Origin of the sequence: Enterobacter sp. Res13-Sevr-PEC09-46, from assembly GCF_015672585.1 — a bacterium.
Taxonomy (GTDB): domain Bacteria; phylum Pseudomonadota; class Gammaproteobacteria; order Enterobacterales; family Enterobacteriaceae; genus Enterobacter; species Enterobacter hormaechei_C.
The window spans coordinates 1-17,296 of sequence record NZ_JADABR010000034.1; the positions used below are offsets into that span (position 1 = coordinate 1).

27 protein-coding genes and 1 pseudogene are annotated in these 17,296 nt (G+C 48.3%); 27 read left to right on the plus strand and 1 reads right to left on the minus strand.

Translation table 11 applies throughout. The annotated features are described in order from the left end of the window. From IMQ56_RS23085 to IMQ56_RS21890, 18 genes and pseudogenes are all read left to right on the plus strand, one after another. Window positions 1-282: pseudogene (locus IMQ56_RS23085) on the plus strand (hypothetical protein); the annotation flags it as partial. Window positions 283-583: 301 nt separating this feature from the next. Next, a complete protein-coding gene (locus IMQ56_RS21810) occupies window positions 584-1,846 on the plus strand; it encodes a hypothetical protein (RefSeq protein WP_000107675.1) in 1,263 nt (420 codons plus the stop codon). A 73-nt stretch (window positions 1,847-1,919) separates the two neighbouring features. Beyond that, a complete protein-coding gene (locus tag IMQ56_RS21815; protein WP_000021755.1) occupies window positions 1,920-2,426 on the plus strand; it encodes a hypothetical protein in 507 nt (168 codons plus the stop codon). A 194-nt stretch (window positions 2,427-2,620) separates the two neighbouring features. Continuing rightward, window positions 2,621-3,349: a hypothetical protein gene (locus IMQ56_RS21820; RefSeq protein ID WP_000675630.1), complete on the plus strand. Its 729-nt coding sequence runs from the start codon at window positions 2,621-2,623 to the stop codon at window positions 3,347-3,349. A gap of 83 nt (window positions 3,350-3,432) precedes the next feature. Then, a complete protein-coding gene (locus tag IMQ56_RS21825; RefSeq protein ID WP_000158003.1) occupies window positions 3,433-3,636 on the plus strand; it encodes a hypothetical protein in 204 nt (67 codons plus the stop codon). Continuing rightward, window positions 3,629-3,868 carry a hypothetical protein gene (locus IMQ56_RS21830; RefSeq protein ID WP_000476202.1) on the plus strand — a complete coding sequence of 80 codons (240 nt, stop codon included), beginning with the start codon at window positions 3,629-3,631 and terminating at the stop codon, window positions 3,866-3,868. Before IMQ56_RS21825 ends, IMQ56_RS21830 begins: the two co-directional genes overlap by 8 nt. After that, entirely contained in the window at window positions 3,865-4,566 is a 702-nt protein-coding gene (locus tag IMQ56_RS21835; RefSeq protein WP_000036165.1) for an ead/Ea22-like family protein, read from the plus strand. The genes IMQ56_RS21830 and IMQ56_RS21835 overlap by 4 nt, the downstream gene beginning before the upstream one ends. Continuing rightward, on the plus strand, window positions 4,563-4,853 hold the full coding sequence (locus IMQ56_RS21840) for a DUF4752 family protein (protein WP_001018057.1): 291 nt from the start codon (window positions 4,563-4,565) through the stop codon (window positions 4,851-4,853). Before IMQ56_RS21835 ends, IMQ56_RS21840 begins: the two co-directional genes overlap by 4 nt. Next, window positions 4,850-5,563 carry a hypothetical protein gene (locus tag IMQ56_RS21845; RefSeq protein WP_023155371.1) on the plus strand — a complete coding sequence of 238 codons (714 nt, stop codon included), beginning with the start codon at window positions 4,850-4,852 and terminating at the stop codon, window positions 5,561-5,563. Before IMQ56_RS21840 ends, IMQ56_RS21845 begins: the two co-directional genes overlap by 4 nt. Beyond that, on the plus strand, window positions 5,560-6,258 hold the full coding sequence (locus tag IMQ56_RS21850; RefSeq protein ID WP_023155370.1) for an ead/Ea22-like family protein: 699 nt from the start codon (window positions 5,560-5,562) through the stop codon (window positions 6,256-6,258). The genes IMQ56_RS21845 and IMQ56_RS21850 overlap by 4 nt, the downstream gene beginning before the upstream one ends. A gap of 345 nt (window positions 6,259-6,603) precedes the next feature. Beyond that, entirely contained in the window at window positions 6,604-6,792 is a 189-nt protein-coding gene (locus IMQ56_RS21855; protein WP_000797279.1) for a hypothetical protein, read from the plus strand. Window position 6,793: 1 nt separating this feature from the next. Beyond that, entirely contained in the window at window positions 6,794-7,309 is a 516-nt protein-coding gene (locus IMQ56_RS21860; RefSeq protein ID WP_001229203.1) for a hypothetical protein, read from the plus strand. Further along, window positions 7,306-8,610: a DUF551 domain-containing protein gene (locus tag IMQ56_RS21865; protein WP_062871768.1), complete on the plus strand. Its 1,305-nt coding sequence runs from the start codon at window positions 7,306-7,308 to the stop codon at window positions 8,608-8,610. The genes IMQ56_RS21860 and IMQ56_RS21865 overlap by 4 nt, the downstream gene beginning before the upstream one ends. Beyond that, complete coding sequence (locus IMQ56_RS21870; protein ID WP_000969524.1) at window positions 8,607-8,867, plus strand: hypothetical protein; 261 nt, start codon at window positions 8,607-8,609, stop codon at window positions 8,865-8,867. Before IMQ56_RS21865 ends, IMQ56_RS21870 begins: the two co-directional genes overlap by 4 nt. A 76-nt stretch (window positions 8,868-8,943) precedes the next feature. Then, on the plus strand, window positions 8,944-9,177 hold the full coding sequence (locus tag IMQ56_RS21875; protein ID WP_000517420.1) for a hypothetical protein: 234 nt from the start codon (window positions 8,944-8,946) through the stop codon (window positions 9,175-9,177). A gap of 178 nt (window positions 9,178-9,355) precedes the next feature. Next, window positions 9,356-9,649: a hypothetical protein gene (locus tag IMQ56_RS21880; RefSeq protein ID WP_000268000.1), complete on the plus strand. Its 294-nt coding sequence runs from the start codon at window positions 9,356-9,358 to the stop codon at window positions 9,647-9,649. A gap of 6 nt (window positions 9,650-9,655) precedes the next feature. Further along, window positions 9,656-10,030 (plus strand): hypothetical protein, encoded by a 375-nt coding sequence (locus IMQ56_RS21885; RefSeq protein WP_000988651.1) that lies wholly within the window; start codon window positions 9,656-9,658, stop codon window positions 10,028-10,030. Further along, window positions 10,012-10,662, plus strand: a complete 651-nt coding sequence (locus IMQ56_RS21890) for a hypothetical protein (protein ID WP_001702237.1) — start codon at window positions 10,012-10,014, stop codon at window positions 10,660-10,662. Before IMQ56_RS21885 ends, IMQ56_RS21890 begins: the two co-directional genes overlap by 19 nt. Window positions 10,663-10,912: 250 nt before the next feature. On the opposite strand, the gene IMQ56_RS23090 is transcribed toward IMQ56_RS21890, so the two are convergent. Further along, the gene (locus tag IMQ56_RS23090; RefSeq protein ID WP_023155285.1) at window positions 10,913-11,263 is read right to left on the minus strand and encodes a hypothetical protein; all 351 of its coding nucleotides are present in this window, start codon (window positions 11,261-11,263) and stop codon (window positions 10,913-10,915) included. 32 nt (window positions 11,264-11,295) lie between these two features. On the opposite strand from IMQ56_RS23090, the gene IMQ56_RS21900 reads away from it, so the two are divergent. The 9 genes from IMQ56_RS21900 to IMQ56_RS21940 all read left to right on the plus strand — a co-directional run bounded on the left by IMQ56_RS21900 (window position 11,296) and on the right by IMQ56_RS21940 (window position 17,294). Further along, a complete protein-coding gene (locus tag IMQ56_RS21900) occupies window positions 11,296-11,547 on the plus strand; it encodes a DNA polymerase III subunit theta (protein WP_001283837.1) in 252 nt (83 codons plus the stop codon). Between the two features lie 123 nt (window positions 11,548-11,670). After that, window positions 11,671-12,060: a S24 family peptidase gene (locus IMQ56_RS21905; protein WP_000506724.1), complete on the plus strand. Its 390-nt coding sequence runs from the start codon at window positions 11,671-11,673 to the stop codon at window positions 12,058-12,060. 72 nt (window positions 12,061-12,132) lie between these two features. Further along, on the plus strand, window positions 12,133-12,354 hold the full coding sequence (locus IMQ56_RS21910) for a type II toxin-antitoxin system Phd/YefM family antitoxin (RefSeq protein ID WP_001190712.1): 222 nt from the start codon (window positions 12,133-12,135) through the stop codon (window positions 12,352-12,354). Further along, entirely contained in the window at window positions 12,354-12,734 is a 381-nt protein-coding gene (locus tag IMQ56_RS21915; RefSeq protein WP_001216045.1) for a type II toxin-antitoxin system death-on-curing family toxin, read from the plus strand. The genes IMQ56_RS21910 and IMQ56_RS21915 overlap by 1 nt, the downstream gene beginning before the upstream one ends. 4 nt (window positions 12,735-12,738) lie before the next feature. Further along, entirely contained in the window at window positions 12,739-12,918 is a 180-nt protein-coding gene (locus IMQ56_RS21920; RefSeq protein WP_001702235.1) for a hypothetical protein, read from the plus strand. Window positions 12,919-12,945: 27 nt separating this feature from the next. Continuing rightward, window positions 12,946-13,989, plus strand: coding sequence for a DUF968 domain-containing protein (locus IMQ56_RS21925; protein WP_023155284.1), 1,044 nt, complete (start codon window positions 12,946-12,948; stop codon window positions 13,987-13,989). An 88-nt stretch (window positions 13,990-14,077) separates the two neighbouring features. Beyond that, window positions 14,078-14,530, plus strand: coding sequence for a late promoter-activating protein (Gp10) (locus IMQ56_RS21930; protein ID WP_001312282.1), 453 nt, complete (start codon window positions 14,078-14,080; stop codon window positions 14,528-14,530). 86 nt (window positions 14,531-14,616) lie between these two features. Beyond that, a complete protein-coding gene (locus IMQ56_RS21935; RefSeq protein ID WP_000219604.1) occupies window positions 14,617-15,810 on the plus strand; it encodes a terminase in 1,194 nt (397 codons plus the stop codon). After that, window positions 15,810-17,294 (plus strand): hypothetical protein, encoded by a 1,485-nt coding sequence (locus IMQ56_RS21940; protein ID WP_000124159.1) that lies wholly within the window; start codon window positions 15,810-15,812, stop codon window positions 17,292-17,294. The genes IMQ56_RS21935 and IMQ56_RS21940 overlap by 1 nt, the downstream gene beginning before the upstream one ends. Window positions 17,295-17,296: the final 2 nt, after the last annotated feature.

The window sequence follows — 17,296 nt, forward strand, 5'->3', positions numbered from 1 at the left end:
TGTGTCACTACTGAGTGCTGGGGGGACCAGGGGTTCTTACGAAAGGTTATGGGCGATGATACACCAGCATTTCAGGATCTGTATCCAGGATGGTTTGTAAGTTACAAGGCCGATGTTGTGGAACCTGGTTCAAAATATGCGAGCGCGCGTTACTCCAGGGGGAATGGGGCATTACCAAAAGACTGCCGAATAATCTTTTTCCACGGCAAACCGCGACCTCGCGAAGTGTCAGAGGATTGGCTTCCCCTTATCAGCTCATTTTTTGAGCGAGAATCAGAATAATATTGCTCTAATAATTCCATATTTTTAAAACGTGATGTACACTCATCACGTTTTTTATTAGAGCAATCTACAAGGTGCACTATGTGGCCATTCCGACGGAAATATCACTACTGGCTGATCGCCTTTGTTACGCCGACCGGCGGTATCAGGCATGTCATCACCAGGTATCGCAACAAGAGACTCACCTTAGCCAGAATTTTACAGGCTGCCATAGGTGAGGGACTGGATACAAATTGCGTAGTCCTTCCTCCTTCATACTTAGGAAAAATGACCGAAGCACAAGCTAATACGGAACTTTGAAATGAGCACTTCAGCACAAAACCAATCAATCGAAAATGTATGTATCCCTGATGTCCTGAATGCCGGTATCCCGGCCATTATCCAGAACATCCGGGCCGCGCAACGCCGCGTTAGTTGTGATGACCTCACAGCACGTTTTTTTGATAATGCGGTTCAGTCAGCGGAGATGCTTCACGCACAGCTTATTGATGTTTATAACGCAGAAGCTGATAGCCATAACTCCCTGGTAGATGCAGCTGAAAATATGCAGTTGGATCTCGGTCTGAAGGGTAAAGAAATTGAAGAGCTTCAGCTGGAAATTGAACATTTGAAACGCCAGCAACAGGACGCGATCGACGATGCGACGCATGACGCCAACCAGCGTGCTGATAATGCCGAACGTATAAGCATTGAGCTGGAAACAAAACTCAATGAAATGACTGCGATGGTTGAACTGCGGAACTCACAGATTTCAACGCTAAAATCTCAATATAAAGAGATCATGAAACTTGATCCTTTTAACCTTGAGAAACGCTATAACAAAGCTAAAAGCGAGCGACAGGAACTGCGTAAGCAGGTCGCCGACCTTAACCAACAGCTCAAAAAAACTATTAAAGATGCAAGCGAGGCGCGCGTGGCATTTGCTAATAAAAAAGCAGAGGTTACCGCGCTGGTTAATGAGAATGCCAAATTTGCGACGCTCAAGAAGGAAATGTATGGTATTACTGAGCGCCGTTTCCCTGCAAGCAAACTTCATCCGACGTTAGGGCAAATCTCCTTCTTCCCGCGCCTCCTGGCTTATGGGATCTCATCGCCTAAAGAGTTCAATAACGAGCGTCCTTATATCGTTTCTAAGCTGGACTTTGCTTATCAGTTCTGCTGCGACATGGGCTATGCCATTGATATCCGAATCAACGAATGGTTGATGCCAAACTTCCAGCCGTTGGCAATTTTCCGCGAGTTCCAGCCGGAAGGTTGGGTAGAGTTCTTCCATGAATTGATCTGTAAAGAGATGGAAAGCCGTCGCCCGGAATTGGTCCGTCGAGTTGAGTGGGCGCAAGAGGTTATGTTGGCAGATGCAGAGCTGCCGTTCGAACCGGAATTCATTGATGATCTGGCAACTAAAGGGCTGCATACCCTGTTTGATGTGGTTACCCGCCGTCATGAGCAGTTGGTTGTCGAATTGGGTTTAGAGGAAACTGCGGCAAGAAGACTTCTCGATGTTTGCTATGCACGTAGCGATGCATGGGAAAAAGAGAACGGCGGCACTATTTACGTTCGCTGATAGTTACAGTGTCACTTTTAATGCTGGTGGAGTGCTCCCACCAGCATTTTTTTTCGTCCAATGAGGAGGGCATTTGAGTATTTTCAATAAACACGCACACCAGGAACGTCCGTACATCGTCATAGTAGATATTGATGGGACGATATCAGAGGCAACGGAAGACAGGCTGCATTTACTTCCACCACCTGGCAAAGGTGCATTAACAGAGCACTGGAACGAGTTTAACCTTGCCTGTGACACTGATGCTCCCATCACTCCAGTTATTGATATGGTGCGCCAGTTGTCCGGCATTTACACCCTCTGGTTTGTAACCGGGCGCTGTGAGATAGCCAGGGATAAAACACGAGCCTGGTTGCGTAAGCACGTAACAAATGGGGCGGAGCCTTTGCTATCTATGCGTCCTGCCACCGATGACAGAAATGACGGTCCAGCAAAGATTGATCTCCTGAAGAAAATTGGTCTAAGTAAAATTGCGTTCGCGCTGGAAGATAAGATTGAAGTGGCGCGTGTTTTCAGGAGTCACGGCGTACTTACGTTAATGGTCAGGGAGTATGAAAACGCGCTTCTACATCAACAATAATTGCTCTAATAAATCTTGATTTTTAAAACAGAGAAAGTGAAAATAAAAACATGCCGTAAGGCGTGGCATGTATCCAATCAATCACAGGAGCTGAAAATATGAACACGGCATTCAAAATCATTATGGCCGCGATCTATTTCTGGCTGTTCTCTATCACTTTTGGCGGCATCGTCGCGCATGGGTAAGGGGGATGCATGAAAGGCGAAGTGAAAGAGCGCGGCATGATTTTCAACGATGAGATGGTCCGAGCCATCCTCGAAGGAAGGAAAACGCAGACGCGGCGGATAATGAAAAATCAGCCTGCGGAAGTTGGTCCAGAAGCACCAGTGATGGTTAGGGAAATTGGTGCAGGTTTTCAGTGGTACGGGGCTGATGGTGTAAGCAGTGTTTTCAATTGCCCCTTTGGTATCGTCGGCGATCGAATTTGGGTTCGTGAAACATGGGCGATATTAGGCAATGAGGATGGTTGCAGTGTGGACTGGAACGACAACCTTTGTCGTGGCGATGAGAAGAACGCAGCAAGGATTTATCGGGCCAGTTGCGAGCAAAAACCTGGTGATTACGGCTTATGGTCGATACCCGATGATGCCGACTGGAAACCTCACACTGTGAATGAAAAGTTTGATGGTGGGTGGCGTCCATCAATTCACATGCCGCGATGGGCATCACGCATTCTGTTGGAAATTACCAACGTGCGCGTTGAACGGTTGAACGATATCAGCGAATGCGATGCAAGGGCTGAGGGCGTTCCGCCTGCTGGAAGTTTGCTTCCTGATCACCCGGGAACATTCCTTACTCCCAAGGGGGATTTCGCAATGGCCAAGGTTGCGTTCCAGCGCCTGTGGGAATCCATCTATGGTGAAGAAAGCTGGAACGCTAATCCCTGGGTGTGGGTAATCGAGTTTAAGCGCATTCAGGAATAAACCGTGAGTATGCATCAAATCGTCAGTTTTTCAGGTGGACGAGCATCAGCCTGTCTCGTTCATCTGTTCGAATAGGTAGTGGCATGACAATCGTAAAAACCCATACCGGCACCGTGATCACCAAAGACGGTCCGCAGGTAAAAAAACTGCACCAAACAGAGCGGATGTGGGTCGTCGGCAAAAATGAGTTTTACCACAAAGATACCGGACGCCGCCACTTTGCAGAAAATACGCGCCGTCGACTGCTGTTAGACACCATCAAGCCTATCGAGGTGAAGCATGTTTAAACAGAACGAAAAAGCTATCGCTCAAATTGCTGATTATATCCCGCGTGCGTGCCGGGGTATGCAGTTGCAGGAAGCCAAAGCGCGCCTGGAGAAAAAAATTGCGCTCTATATTGATGACGGCTGTGATGCTGCCGTTCTTAACGCGGCGTTCGCACCAGCTCTTAACAGTCATACTCGGGAGTCTTTTTTTTCGTGCATCGAAGCGCAACTCCGCAAAGGAGGCAGCCAGTGAGCAAAATTAATTACCGGGCACTGCGTGAGATAGCAAAACAGGCAACACAGGGCGAATGGGTCGCATTTATTTCGCCGGGTACTGGTACGTATGCGGTGCATACGCCCGGTGATAAACGATGTGAAGATGTTATCAAATGGACCGGCTTTGATGGGCTGAAAAACGCAGAGAACAACGCTCGTTATGTTGCCGCATTCAACCCAAAGGTTGCACTGGCGCTACTTGGTGAAATTAAGCGCCTGGAGGACACAAATATTGATGCTATGTGCCGAATAGCACCGCTTGAGACTAAGCTCGCGGCGCTGGTGGCAGAGAACGCCGGGCTGAAACACGCAATGGCCGTAACTCTTGAGCATGTGTCGGTCACGGATGCAGGGCAGGCTGGTGTTGCTGCAATGATTATCAACGATGCCCTACACCACAGCGAAACTCCAGCTACCGATGCTTTTCTGGCTGAAATTCGTGCGGAAGCACGCAACGAGGGGATTAACTATACCGCCAGCCGTCTTGCTGCTGCGTTCAATCACGGATTTATCAATAAGTCTTTGCGTGAAGTTTTCGACGTTACACGCATGATTTTGTCAGCGAAAGAAGAGTTGGCTAATGAAGCGCATCCGATTGATGGCCTGTCTGGTGAATATGCGGAGAAATCCCTTGAAGAATGGGCGGAACAGATTCGCAAAGGAAGCAGCCAGTGAATATCGACACGACAATAACGATCGATACGCTCCTAAATACCGGTCTGGCACTTCTCGGTTGGCTTTACATCATGTCCCGTACATGGCGATGGCTGGGTTCCATTTTCCTAAAACAGTGGAAAAAACGGCGCAAACAGGAACTACGCCAGAAGGCATTAGAAGCGTTCTATGACGCATTTGAGCTTAGCCGCATTGAACCAGGTACAACAGCCAGGATAGCGACAAAAGGCGACCTGATGATAGTGATGTTCCGACAGGAGAGAGCAGAGAAAGGGGAATCAGCATGAAATTTTCCAAATTTTCTGAGTTGGTGAATCGTATTTTGTCCAACAACCACAGCCATCGTCGCGATATGGATGTAACAATCGTTGTTCATTCGCCTGGCAGTATTGGTTCAACACCTTCAGTTGAGGTTCAGTCAATTCACGCTGGTTTTGATTGGGATTCCGGGAAAGTGCTTATTTTCCCATCACAGCCACTGACCACGCTAACACCAGAACAGATTACTGATATCACTGATAGTGTGCGCAAAGGTCAGTCTTGGCACGCATATCAGGAATACAAGAAGCATCAAGAGCAGTTGGAAAAATTGTCGATTGAACTGGATGCCGCAAAACAGCGCATTGCAGAGCTGGATGGTAATCGCACGGCGCTGGCAGTGGAGAATGCCTCAATGAAGCTGTTTATCAGGGGCTGTTGCTACGTGTTTGATGGCCAGCAGGATGAAATATCTGATGCGTATATCTGCGCAACAGACGGAGGGATGCCGCAAATTCCAGCCACCGACGCTTTCCTGGCTGAAGTTCGGGCGCAGGGGGTGGATGCTGCTATAGAAGCTGCAAAAAATCTGGTGGCCCAAGAATATGAGTATAAGGATTTCAAAGCGGCGCAGAGTGATTGCTGTATGCACCCTGGTTCAGACCTGGTAGGGAAGGTTGAAATGACTGAGTGGTTAGTTGACTTTGCTGCCCAGCTTCGCAAAGGAGGCAACCAGTGAGCAAAATTAACTATCAAGAACTGCGCGAGGCGGCGGAGAAGGCTACGAAAGGTAAGTGGGCTGTTGAATTCGACGATGAGATTTACTCCACTGACGGCATAAAGCATGAGCAAATAGCTATGGTGTTCAGTGAAAACGAATCTCGTGATGCTGAATTCATCGCCGCAGCCAATCCGGCTACCGTCTTGGCGCTGCTGGATGAACGGGAAAGAAACCAGCAATACATCAAACGCCGTGACCAGGAGAACGAGGAAATTGCGCTAACGGTAGGGAGGCTTCGCGTTGAGCTGGAAGGCAAAGACAGCAAAATAGCCAATCTTACCGCCGAACGCGATGCTCTTCGTGAAGGTGAGATGGGCGACGCTAGGCATAGCAACACACGGGCCGCAGCTGATATCTACTTCCAACTGGTCGAGGAGTGCGAAATTCCTGCTGGCGGATCTCTGGTCGAGTACGTTGACGATATGCGCGAGAAGCTGGAAGCCGCAGAGAAGCGCATTGCAGAGTTAGAAAGTGGTTCTCAGGCACAAAAGTTAGTTGAAGCAATCATTGTTGCGATAGAAAACGAACAGGAAAGGCTTTTTGATGAAGATTACCTAATGGATTCGAAAGAATGCATTGACGTAATTCGTGAAGAAGTAAAGCGATGGAATGATTCCCGTGCCGCTGGCATTCGCATCAACGGAGGTGAGTAGTGCGTGTGGCATGTATCGGCTTGTTACCGTACCCGACTCGTTTTTGGGCTTCTGCGCTAATTGCAAAGCCACATGTCCTGATGGCTGACAACATCATCCCGGCACCAAAGCGCCGCCATACCGGTATTGCAGCGGCACGACGAGCAGCAAAGAGACGCAGGAGAGCAAAGCGATGAAAAACCGTAAGGCAAAACGACTTTTTTTACAGCGACCTGTGCGTGTGGTGGAGCTGGTTATTAGCAACCATAAGATAGCGGCACTCCATCCATTTGGTCAGGTGGCTTTTGCCGCAAAGCGTAAGCCTACTGCGTCACAGAACAGGCGGAAGAAAGGGTACGCTGTAAGATGAAAAACCGTAAAGCAAAGATTCTGTTAGTTCGTAGAAACGCTCCTGGCGTCTGGCAGTGGGTGAGACTCAGCAACCGACGGATGGGGTTGATGAAATATTACGGGATGATGGATTGTGGTTTTTGCAAAAAGCCCAGCGCGGCGCAAAACCGCTGGAAAAACCACTTGCGCACTAAAGGAGAGTGATATGGCGTTAACACACCGCGAACTCTGTCAAATTGCGTACAAGTTCCTTAAGCGCAACGGGTTCAAGGTTTGTTTTCATGACCGCTTTATAGCTGTAACCAGTACCGGAGAACAGCCAGATGCTATGGGGTTCAGAAATTCAGCATCATGCCTGATAGAGGCGAAGTGTTCTCGTGCTGACTTGTTGGCAGATAGAAAAAAGCGTTTCCGTAAAAATCCCTCACTTGGCATGGGCGACTGGCGATTCTTTATTAGTGAGCCGGGAATTATTTCAATTGAGGATTTACCACCTGGCTGGGGATTACTTCACGTTGTTAACGGAAGAGTACGGAAAGTACATGGGTGGCCCAAGGGTAATTGCTGTTGGGGTAATCCTGACGATAAGCCATTTACTGGAAATAAGCAGGTTGAATGCGATTACATGTTATCTGCATTAAGGCGCATGGAGTTGAGAGGGCACCTTAATGAAATATATGACGGTGTAATTGTTAATAAGAAAGAAGGAAACGCGGCATGATCACTATTACCAAAGAGCGACTGCTGACAATCAAGCAGTGGCGCGAAACATACGGACCTGGTAGCAACGTTGTACTGCCAGCAGAAGAAGCGGAAGAGCTGGCACGGATTGCTCTGGCATCGCTGGAAGCAGAACCGGTGGCATGGACTGATGAAGAGGAACTGCGCGATGTCAGGAAGTATGGTTTCGGTGAGATATTTCAGTGTCCGCCAGATAAATATGCGGACCCGCGTCGTGTAATCTCGCTGTATCGCGAGCTGCCAGCACCGGTAGTGCCAGATGATTGGCAACTCGTACCTAAGAAAATAACACTGGAAATGGAATGTGCTCTATCAAAAGCTGATAGCTATGAAATTGGTTGGCTATGGGCATTGGCAGCCGCACCTAAATACGAAGTACAGAACGCTAAACGCGTGCAAAACGCGCTTAACGCCTGCCGCGCCGCCATGCTTCAGTCCGGAAACTTTCGGGAAAACAAGAATTCGTCAACCAATAATTTTCGGGAAATCGCGGAAACGTCAACCAACTATCCGGCAATTCCTAGTGAGGTGTTGTCCGCAATCCTGAAGGTTGCCAGGATTCGTGCCGATTTCGATGATTTTGACGGTGACAGGCGAGGTATCGGTGATTGTCTGGATGAGGCTGAGCAAGAGCTTATCGTTACCATTAACAAATATGCCAGTCAGTTGGCAGCAGAACCGATAGCGACTAATGACGTTCGAGAGCAGCAGACAGCCGTTCCGCCAGTTCCGGAAATACAGGATGATGTCGCGCAAGCAATTGAAAATCTCAAGCAGAAGTTAGTGGAATGCAATCGCTATAACTACTGCGCAGATGCAGTTAAAGGCGTAGAGGATGCCTGCCACGCTGCCATGCTTCAGGGTAGCCAACCTGTAAGCCAAACTTACAAGTTGCCAGTTAATACACCTTGCCAAGATGCGCCAGCCCATATCTGGCTGCAAACGGCTGGAGTATGGCCAGAAGATGGCGAGTTAAGCGAATTAACGTGGTGCAGCCACAATCAGCACCATGATGACACGCTATATGTTCGAGCTGACCTTGTGAATGGCAACTATCCGGTAACTCCGGATAGTTGGATAAGCTGTAGTGAGCGAATGCCGGATACCAAAACAGCCGTTCTTGTTGCCGTGGAGTTTGACAGGAAAGGTGACTGGCGAATGAAATGGGCGACTTACATCCCGGGTCATCCTGACGCTAATGATGGGTGGATAATTCCTGGTGCGTCGTGGAAACCGTCACACTGGATGCCGCTACCAGAACCGCCGCAGGAGGCGAAATGATGGATGTAAAAGAGAAGGTTTTGCAGGTGATGCGTTCCCGGGCTGCCCTGCAAGATAAAGCTCTCGGCGGGGAATATCCATTCAGGATGGCAACCTGGAATCTGCGGTTGGCAATGGAGAAGGAATTTCCTGATGAAGAATGGCGTTCGGCAGATTTGCGCAAAATTCTTATGGAGCTGGCTAAAGATGGAACAGTATCCAAAGATACCCATGCCAGCCGGATTGGTCAGGCGGTATGGAGACTGGAGGTGAGGTAATAAGCTGGCCTGAAGCATTTGCGATTGTAGGCGTAGCTATGGCGATTGCCGCTATTTTTATCTTCTGGGGGTAACGATGGGAAAATTAACTTTTGTAGTCGAATTTGAGGATGGCAAAGAGCCACCTGTTAGCGCCAATCTTGATGTTGCTGGTGGCAGGCTGGTTTCGGTTCTATTTGGTGATTACCGCGACGACTTCTTTCAGCCTGAAGAAGTTGATGTAGTGCGAGAAGCATTAAACGAGCTAAGTGTTGATAACGATGATGCTCATGCGGAAATCATCAAAAAAATGGAACTGCTAACTCACTAAATTATCAATTATGGTGCTATCACCTACGACACCGAGAGAAAATTTATAATGTCAAAAGTAAATGTTTTGATTTTTTCAGCAATTGTTGGCTTTGGTTTTACTGCCGGAGTGCAGATTTATATTACGTGGGAAAAAATCATCAACTACGCATGGAGTTGTTTTATTAAGTGAGGTAAGTATGTGGAGAGGTAATAATCATGGCAAAAGCCAGATGATACTTACCGAATATAAGCTAGACCACAAAACCAATAAATCACGCTCAGTATATTTGCTCCGGCACAATAGCCGCGTAAGAAATACCGTGCTGGAACAAAATCTGACAGTTGAAATGGATAATTGCGGGGGATTCAAGCCAACAATTTCGCTTGATGATTTTCCTCGTGGTTTAAGCGAAAGAGAAGCAATGCTGAAATTAGCAGAATGGCTACAAAGATTAAGCATTGCTATTGAAGATAACTGGTCTGAACCTTAAATTTATATGATGACACTAAAACATTTTCTTGACCGCCCATTATGGGCGGCAGCCGCAGGCTATGACTTTAATTATATGGATTGCATGTCTTATACTGCCAATGCATACGACCATTCGTTCATCCTGCTGTTTAATTCTTTAAGAATATTGCCGGAAACAGAAGTTGGAGAGCTTCATTTATGGCTATTGGGCTTTATCGCGGCTGTCGTTGGTATTGCTGTATGGCCTTTTATTTTCTGGCTGGTGGCTGTTGTAGTGTGGTTTAAGTGCAAGACATACCGGAAAAAGTATTTCTTAGGTGATGGAATGACTGATATTGCCAAAATGAACATTGAAGAATGGACTAAGGAATGTGAAAAGAAATGGCGCAAAAAGAAATGACCAGAATCACTGAAGAGCGCATATCAGAGATTATTTCCCGTATCGAAATGTATGGTCACGGTGCTGGATATACGGCAGATGAAGTATTGGAAATAGCCCAGCAGATGCTGGCCTTGAGACAAAAAGAGCAACATGAAAGTAATACGTGTAGATTGAATTTTGAGCATTGGCTGGAACAGCAACGCGGAAAAATCGATGTGGACTGTGGTTGTGTGTCCACTGAAACATTCATGCACTGGCTGCGGGTAGCTTACGAGGCTGGCAACTATCCGGATATTCCGGATAGTTCGGTGCCAGCGCCAGGAAAGGGCGTCACCGGTGAACGTATCCGCATTAAGCCGCATGTTTATCGCGAACTGGTTAACCGTCTCCACGATACAGCGATCAAGTGTGCTGGCACCCAGCAATTACGAGAAAGAATTAGCCGTGTTTTGGGCGACGTTATTACACCAGATCATCATAAACAAGCCGAGAAAAGTGACCTGGAAAGGTGTCACCTTGAGGCGGCATTAAACATTAAGCCGGGGCATACGCTTGGCATTATTGATGCACTATTGGTTCATAAGATGGCCAGGGCTTTATTGCCGCTGGTGGCTGAAAAGCATGAGGTGGACCATGCCAACGAAAGCTGAATTACAGGTGCGCGTAGATGAGCTGAAAAAGAGAACGCGAGCCTCAAAAAAATGCTGTCGCGGGCGGAAAGGGAATTATCAGGCAAATTATTGCCAGAAGAACTGCCACCAGCAGATATACTAGATCGAGTGTCCCAGTGGATGAAGTCTTTTGGTTTACCGTGGGAGGCTTTTGGTGCTACGACCATCGCAGATGGTGTGATGAACTTGATAGCAATTTTCCCTACTTTGCGGAAGGGAACACCTGCCCTCAATGCAGGGGATAGCATTTGACGAAATCGATCACCCTATCCTGAACTTCAGAAAGAAGGTCTTTTTCACGCGCCAGGACGTCAGGATATTGACGTTCTGGCCTTACCAGATGCCGGAACTTCCCATTAAGCAGAATGGCCTCAGAAAACACTTTTACGCTGTGCTTTATCCCCTCTGTTTCACTTTTCAGCGTCAAAATAAAGCGCAATTGCTTATTAGCCTGATTCGGATTCAATACACGAATTTGCAGTTCGTCTATGCTGTTTCGCAATGGGATTGATGCCACCACACTGGTGCAGTCTCTGATTGTCTGAATTGAACGGCTAACATTGAGAACGTTATTGTGCATGTGCCTGATCCACTAACTCCTGGAGGTTTCTTGTGTCAGATCGAAATATAGCAGCTAAAAGCCAGGAAGAGCGAGACAAGGTGAACGTAGACCTTGCCGCCAGCGGCGTTGCTTACAAAGAACGGCTGAATATACCTGTGATTGCAGAGCAGGTGGCCCGTGAGCAACCGGAAAACCTGCGCGCCTATTTCATGGAACGGCTACGGCACTACCGGCAGTTAAGCCTCCAGTTGCCAAAAGGGAGCGATCCGGTGTATCAGAACGAGGATGCACCAAAAAAATAACGGCAAGATGGGGGAGAAATGTGATTAGCCCCCAGCGTGGCGCGCCTACAAACCCCGCTTTCACAAACTATGCCTTTTCAATGTATACTGTATGAATAAACAGTATCATTGAGGTAAAACGCTATGGGCTTCCCTTCTCCTGCGGCGGATTATGTTGAAAGCCGAATTTCTCTTGATCAGCAGATAATTAGACATCCATCAGCAACCTACTTCATGCGGGCAGCTGATAGCCATCACCGTGAGGGAATATTGCAGGGTGCTTTGCTGGTGGTTGATTCTTCGCTTACTCCAGTTGATGGTTCGCTGCTTGTGTGCGCTATGGAGGGTGAATATCGCATAAAGAGATACAGGAAGTATCCGCGCCAGCACCTGGAGGATTTAAGCACCGGGAAGAAAGAGGCGTTACCAGTAGATGACGATGGATGCACGGGCAGTAATGCTGTTTTTGGTGTGATCACTCATGTCATCAATGATGCCCGAAGTGGGGAGTTTGATGATTGTCCGGTTATTTAAGCTGCAAAGGGCTGGTGCTTTATGCCTGTGAGGTTTATAATTGTGTACACATAACGAGTACACGAGGTGTTTATGCAATCCATTAACTTCCGTACCGCGCGCGGCAACCTTTCTGAAGTGCTCAACAATGTTGAAGCCGGGGAAGAGGTTGAAATCACCCGCAGAGGCCGTGAGCCAGCAGTAATTGTCAGCAAGGCTACTTTCGAAGCCTACAAAAAAGCGGCGCTGGATGCTGAATTTGCATCCCTGTTTGACACCCTGGACTCCACCAACAAGGAACTGGTTAACCGATAATGAGGCATATATCACCGGAAGAACTTATTGCGCTTCATGATGCGAATATAAGCCGCTACGGCGGCCTGCCTGGCATGTCAGATCCGGGCAGGGCAGAGGCCATTATCGGGAGAGTTCAGGCCAGAGTTGCCTACGAAGAGATCACCGACCTTTTCGAAGTCTCCGCCACCTACCTGGTGGCTACAGCGAGAGGGCATATATTCAATGATGCCAATAAGCGTACCGCGCTAAACAGCGCGCTGCTATTTCTACGCCGTAACGGGGTGCAGGTATTTGATTCACCTGAACTGGCAGACCTTACTGTAGGCGCTGCGACTGGCGAGATATCTGTATCTTCTGTCGCCGACACGTTACGTAGATTGTATGGTTCTGCGGAGTAGATTAATGGCACGCAAATACAACAAATTGTCCCGTGAAGCGTTAAAGATGCTTCTTGATGGCGTGAGTCGCCGCGAGGTAAAGCAATACCTGGTTGGTAAGCAAATTGGAGCCAGGGCTGCTATTGCTGTGTTATGCCGTCAGGAAATGGTTGTGCTTAAACAGAGAATGCCGGGCAGCAGATAAAGCCCAATCAGTGATGAAAGGTGTGATGTGAAAGCCGTAATTACTCCCTTTGTACAAAAAGAGCTTGGCGTCGCCACATTCAAAGTGGATCAGGAAGTCAGAAAGCTGGTGGAGGCTGGCCGTAAATTTATTATGGAGCCGGTGCCGCGTGAGTTAATCGAGCACATGGAAGACGGCCTCGTTGTTACCGAGCAAACCATGGCAACAAATGAGGCGTTGCAGCCGTTTTTTAACAGCGATGAACTGTTTCGCCGTATTGGTGGAATTGACGCGCTGGTGGCGTGGTTGCGCAGGAAAGAGGGGCAATGCCAGGCCGCAGATCGTAGCTGGTGTGACAACCATATTGTCCACGCAGAACGAGACAATAGCGCGGTGTTGTTGTGCTGGCATCACGATAACCATTACCGGATGCGTGGTTTTAATGAGCTGAAAGAAACGCTGCACAATAATCGCGTTAACTGGATACTGGATGTCGCCCGTCAGGAAATGGGCCTTTCAAATAGCCATGATTTAAGTATTCAGGAGCTGTGCTGGTGGGCTTTCATGCGCAACATGATGCACCTGATGCCGGAAGAAGTCTGCCGCATATCAATAAATAAGATGAAGGCTACTCCGCAGGATAGCGGACCTCTGAAAGAGGCGGATATTCGCCCGTATGACGATCGCGCTACAGCATATGTTCAGATGATGGAAGAACGCGCCGCGCCGATGCGTGCAAAAGTATGCCCTGTGGATGTTGACTCCGACCCAGGTATGGCGCATTTCAAAATACCAAAACTTCAATCGCTAAAATTGCCCGAGTACATGGACTTTGTGGCTTCCCGTCCATGCTGTGGCTGTGGAGCTGCGGGAGCTGGCGCTCACATTACGCCTTATATCGTTCGTCATAGTCGATTATGCGCGCATGACATTTATGCTATTCCTCTGTGCCAGTCATGCCAGCGTGATATTGAGCGTGACCGCGATAATTGGGAGAAGACGCACGGTAGGCTGGCGATGCATCAACGATTGTTCTTTGATTACGCGCTTGGAGTCGGCGCTATCACAAGTCACTCGTCGAGCGTTAGATAAAATTGCTCTAATGTATTGCTATTTCTTTAATCGAGGGTATTATATTCGACGTTGATTAGTTGACATGGGCTAATCAGTAGGTGACAGGATGTTACTTAACTGGCAGGGACGCCACTTCATGGAAATAAATCACTCACGAATAACATCGTACGAGATTGCGGATTACATGATCCGCACTAAATCTCTTCTATCAGCGAAAGAACTCGCAGCAATTCTTGAAAAGGAATACCCGCATCTGGATGTCGATAAGCGCGATGTTTATCTGCGCTTAAAGGCTATCGCTGTGTCTAAGTATTCGTCTGTTTTGATTGATGACAGTACACGCCCACGTAGATTTCAGATCCACTCTCTGAATCCTGAATTCTTTCGCCGCAGCCGCGCTCCGCGCCGGTTTGATGAAAAACTCCAGAACGAACTCTATATGACGCAGGACGAAAAGGAACGCCGGGAGCACCAGCCTTGGGTGATGGCGCGTCAACTTTTCAATAAGGTGGTCCGTCAGCACCGTCATTACGGTAATGCCACATCCGCACGTATCTGATTGATTGCTTGCCCGTTCCGGGCCTTTTGACATGTGACTTTCGTTACCCTCGCGTCAAAAAGAGTTTTATACGAAAGGAAGCATAAGTGACCTGGGACGATCACAAGAAGAATTTTGCTCGCCTGGCGCGAGATGGTGGTTACACCATCGCACAATATGCCGCCGAGTTTAATCTCAACCCAAACACCGCACGTCGTTATCTCCGTGCATTCAAAGAAGACACCGGAACAGCGGACAGCCGTAAGCCAAATAAGCCTGTCAGAAAACCACTAAAAAGCATGATCATTGATCACGCTAATGATCAACGTGCAGGTGATCACATTGTGGCTGAAATGGCTGAAAAACAAAGAGTTAATGCTGTTGTCAGTGCCGCAGTCGAGAACGCGAAGCGCCAGAATAAGCGCATAAATGATCGTTCTGATGATCATGACGTGATCACCCGCGCCCACCGGACCTTACGTGATCGCCTGGAACGCGACACCCTGGATGATGATGGTGAACGCTTTGAATTCGAAGCTGGCGATTACCTGATAGATAACGTTGAAGCGCGGAAGGCCGCGCGCGCTATGTTGCGTCGGTCCGGGGCTGATGTTCTGGAAACCACTCTTCTGGAAAAGTCTCTCTCTCATCTCCTTATGCTGGAGAACGCCAGGGATACGTGTATTCGCTTGGTTCAGGAAATGCGCGATCAGCAAAAAGACGATGATGAAGGAACTCCGCCTGAATACCGTATCGCGAGCATGCTAAACAGCTGTTCCGCGCAGATAAGCAGCCTGATCAACACCATTTACAGCATCCGGAATAACTATCGAAAAGAAAGCCGGGAGGCGGAAAAGCACGCTTTGTCTATGGGGCAAGCTGGCATTGTTAAGCTGGCATACGAACGAAAGCGTGAAAACAACTGGTCAGTGCTGGAGGCAGCTGAATTCATCGAGGCGCATGGAGGGAAAGTACCGCCCCTGATGCTGGAGCAAATCAAAGCCGATCTGCGTGCTCCTAAGACCAATACCGATGATGAGGAAAGGCAAACAGCCGTCGGTGGCCCTTCTCTTGAAGATCTGGACAAAGTTGCGCGAGAACGGGCCGCCAACCGCCGCGCCGATGCCGCATTGTGGATTGAGCAGCGTAGGGAAGAAATCGCCGATATCGTTGATACAGGCGGTTATGGAGATGTTGATACTGAAGGTGTATCAAACGACCCATGGCTGGAACAAGACCTGGACGAAGACGAGGAGGAAGACGAAGAAGTTACCCGCAAGCTATACGGGGATGATGATTAATGGCCAGAAGTTGCGTAACGGATCCACGTTGGCGCGAGCTGGTGGCGCTATATCGTTATGACTGGATTGCTGCCGCTGATGTTTTGTTCGGCAAAACACCTACCTGGCAGCAGGATCTGATTATTGAGTCTGTGCAGGAACAGGGTAGCAAGACATCTGTTTCGTCTGGTCACGGTACCGGGAAATCAGACATGACTTCTATCATGATCATGTTGTTCATAATCATGTATCCCGGTGCCCGCGCCATTATCGTTGCGAACAAAATTCAGCAGGTAATGACCGGTATATTCAAGTACATCAAGATAAACTGGGCTACTGCCACCAGCCGTTTTCCATGGCTTGCTGATTATTTTGTTCTGACAGAAACCGCTTTCTATGAGGTTACTGGTAAAGGTGTATGGACTGTAGTACCGAAGGGCTTTCGTCTGGGAAGTGAAGAAGCTCTCGCCGGTGAACACGCAGATCATCTTCTGTATATTATCGATGAAGCCTCCGGTGTCAGTGATAGAGCTTTCGGTATCATCACCGGTGCTCTTACCGGACAGGATAACCGCATCTTATTACTGTCACAGCCTACACGCCCAAGCGGCTATTTCTACGATACTCACCATAAACTGGCCAAGCGTCCTGGTAACCCTGATGGCGTTTATACGGCGATCACGCTTAACAGTGAGGAATCACCGCTGGTAACGCCAGCATTTATCAAAATGAAGCTGGCGGAGTACGGCGGGCGTGATAACCCTATGTACATGATTAAGGTACGCGGACTATTCCCTAAATCACAGGATGGCTTCCTTCTTGGACGTGATGAGGTTGAACGTGCGACGCGGCGGAAAGTCAAGATTGCCAAAGGATGGGGCTGGCTTGCATGTGTGGACGTTGCTGGTGGTACGGGACGGGATAAGTCCGTTATCAATATCATGATGGTGTCCGGCCAGAGAAATAAACGCCGTGTAATCAACTATCGAATGCTGGAATACACAGACGTTACAGAAACGCAGCTTGCCGCCAAAATTTTCGCAGAATGTAATCCTGAGCGATTCCCAAATATCACCATAGCGATAGACGGCGATGGGCTGGGTAAAGCAACGGCGGATCTGATGTACGAGTATTATGGTATTACCGTACAGCGTATACGCTGGGGTAAAAAGATGCATAGCCGTGAAGATAAGAGCCTGTACTTTGATAAACGTGCTTATGCCAACGTTCAAGCCGCAGAGGCCGTAAAATCTGGTCGTATGAGACTGGATAAGGGTAATGAAACTATTGAGGAAGCGTCGAAAATCCCTGTAGGGATTAACTCCGCAGGTCAATGGAAGGTGATGAGTAAGGAGGATATGAAGAAAAAACTCAACCTGCACTCACCAGACCATTGGGATACATATTGTTTCGCTATGCTGGCGGATTATGTTCCCCAGGATGAAGTGCTTAGCGTCGAAGACGAAGCGCAGGTTGATGAAGCTCTGGCATGGCTTAATGAATAACT

Bases quoted from the DNA above. Each gene is read 5' to 3' on its own strand.
- IMQ56_RS21875 (WP_000517420.1), top strand. From the start codon at position 8,944: ATGGGAAAATTAACTTTTGTAGTCGAATTTGAGGATGGCAAAGAGCCA.
- IMQ56_RS21830 (WP_000476202.1), top strand. From the start codon at position 3,629: ATGTTTAAACAGAACGAAAAAGCTATCGCTCAAATTGCTGATTATATC.
- IMQ56_RS21940 (WP_000124159.1), top strand. From the start codon at position 15,810: ATGGCCAGAAGTTGCGTAACGGATCCACGTTGGCGCGAGCTGGTGGCG.
- IMQ56_RS23090 (WP_023155285.1), bottom strand. From the start codon at position 11,263: ATGCACAATAACGTTCTCAATGTTAGCCGTTCAATTCAGACAATCAGA.
- IMQ56_RS21845 (WP_023155371.1), top strand. From the start codon at position 4,850: ATGAAATTTTCCAAATTTTCTGAGTTGGTGAATCGTATTTTGTCCAAC.
- IMQ56_RS21930 (WP_001312282.1), top strand. From the start codon at position 14,078: ATGTTACTTAACTGGCAGGGACGCCACTTCATGGAAATAAATCACTCA.
- IMQ56_RS21810 (WP_000107675.1), top strand. From the start codon at position 584: ATGAGCACTTCAGCACAAAACCAATCAATCGAAAATGTATGTATCCCT.
- IMQ56_RS21880 (WP_000268000.1), top strand. From the start codon at position 9,356: ATGTGGAGAGGTAATAATCATGGCAAAAGCCAGATGATACTTACCGAA.
- IMQ56_RS21865 (WP_062871768.1), top strand. From the start codon at position 7,306: ATGATCACTATTACCAAAGAGCGACTGCTGACAATCAAGCAGTGGCGC.
- IMQ56_RS21910 (WP_001190712.1), top strand. From the start codon at position 12,133: ATGCAATCCATTAACTTCCGTACCGCGCGCGGCAACCTTTCTGAAGTG.
- IMQ56_RS21855 (WP_000797279.1), top strand. From the start codon at position 6,604: ATGAAAAACCGTAAAGCAAAGATTCTGTTAGTTCGTAGAAACGCTCCT.
- IMQ56_RS21885 (WP_000988651.1), top strand. From the start codon at position 9,656: ATGATGACACTAAAACATTTTCTTGACCGCCCATTATGGGCGGCAGCC.
- IMQ56_RS21860 (WP_001229203.1), top strand. From the start codon at position 6,794: ATGGCGTTAACACACCGCGAACTCTGTCAAATTGCGTACAAGTTCCTT.
- IMQ56_RS21825 (WP_000158003.1), top strand. From the start codon at position 3,433: ATGACAATCGTAAAAACCCATACCGGCACCGTGATCACCAAAGACGGT.
- IMQ56_RS21820 (WP_000675630.1), top strand. From the start codon at position 2,621: ATGAAAGGCGAAGTGAAAGAGCGCGGCATGATTTTCAACGATGAGATG.
- IMQ56_RS21890 (WP_001702237.1), top strand. From the start codon at position 10,012: ATGGCGCAAAAAGAAATGACCAGAATCACTGAAGAGCGCATATCAGAG.
- IMQ56_RS21905 (WP_000506724.1), top strand. From the start codon at position 11,671: ATGGGCTTCCCTTCTCCTGCGGCGGATTATGTTGAAAGCCGAATTTCT.
- IMQ56_RS21920 (WP_001702235.1), top strand. From the start codon at position 12,739: ATGGCACGCAAATACAACAAATTGTCCCGTGAAGCGTTAAAGATGCTT.
- IMQ56_RS21915 (WP_001216045.1), top strand. From the start codon at position 12,354: ATGAGGCATATATCACCGGAAGAACTTATTGCGCTTCATGATGCGAAT.
- IMQ56_RS21870 (WP_000969524.1), top strand. From the start codon at position 8,607: ATGATGGATGTAAAAGAGAAGGTTTTGCAGGTGATGCGTTCCCGGGCT.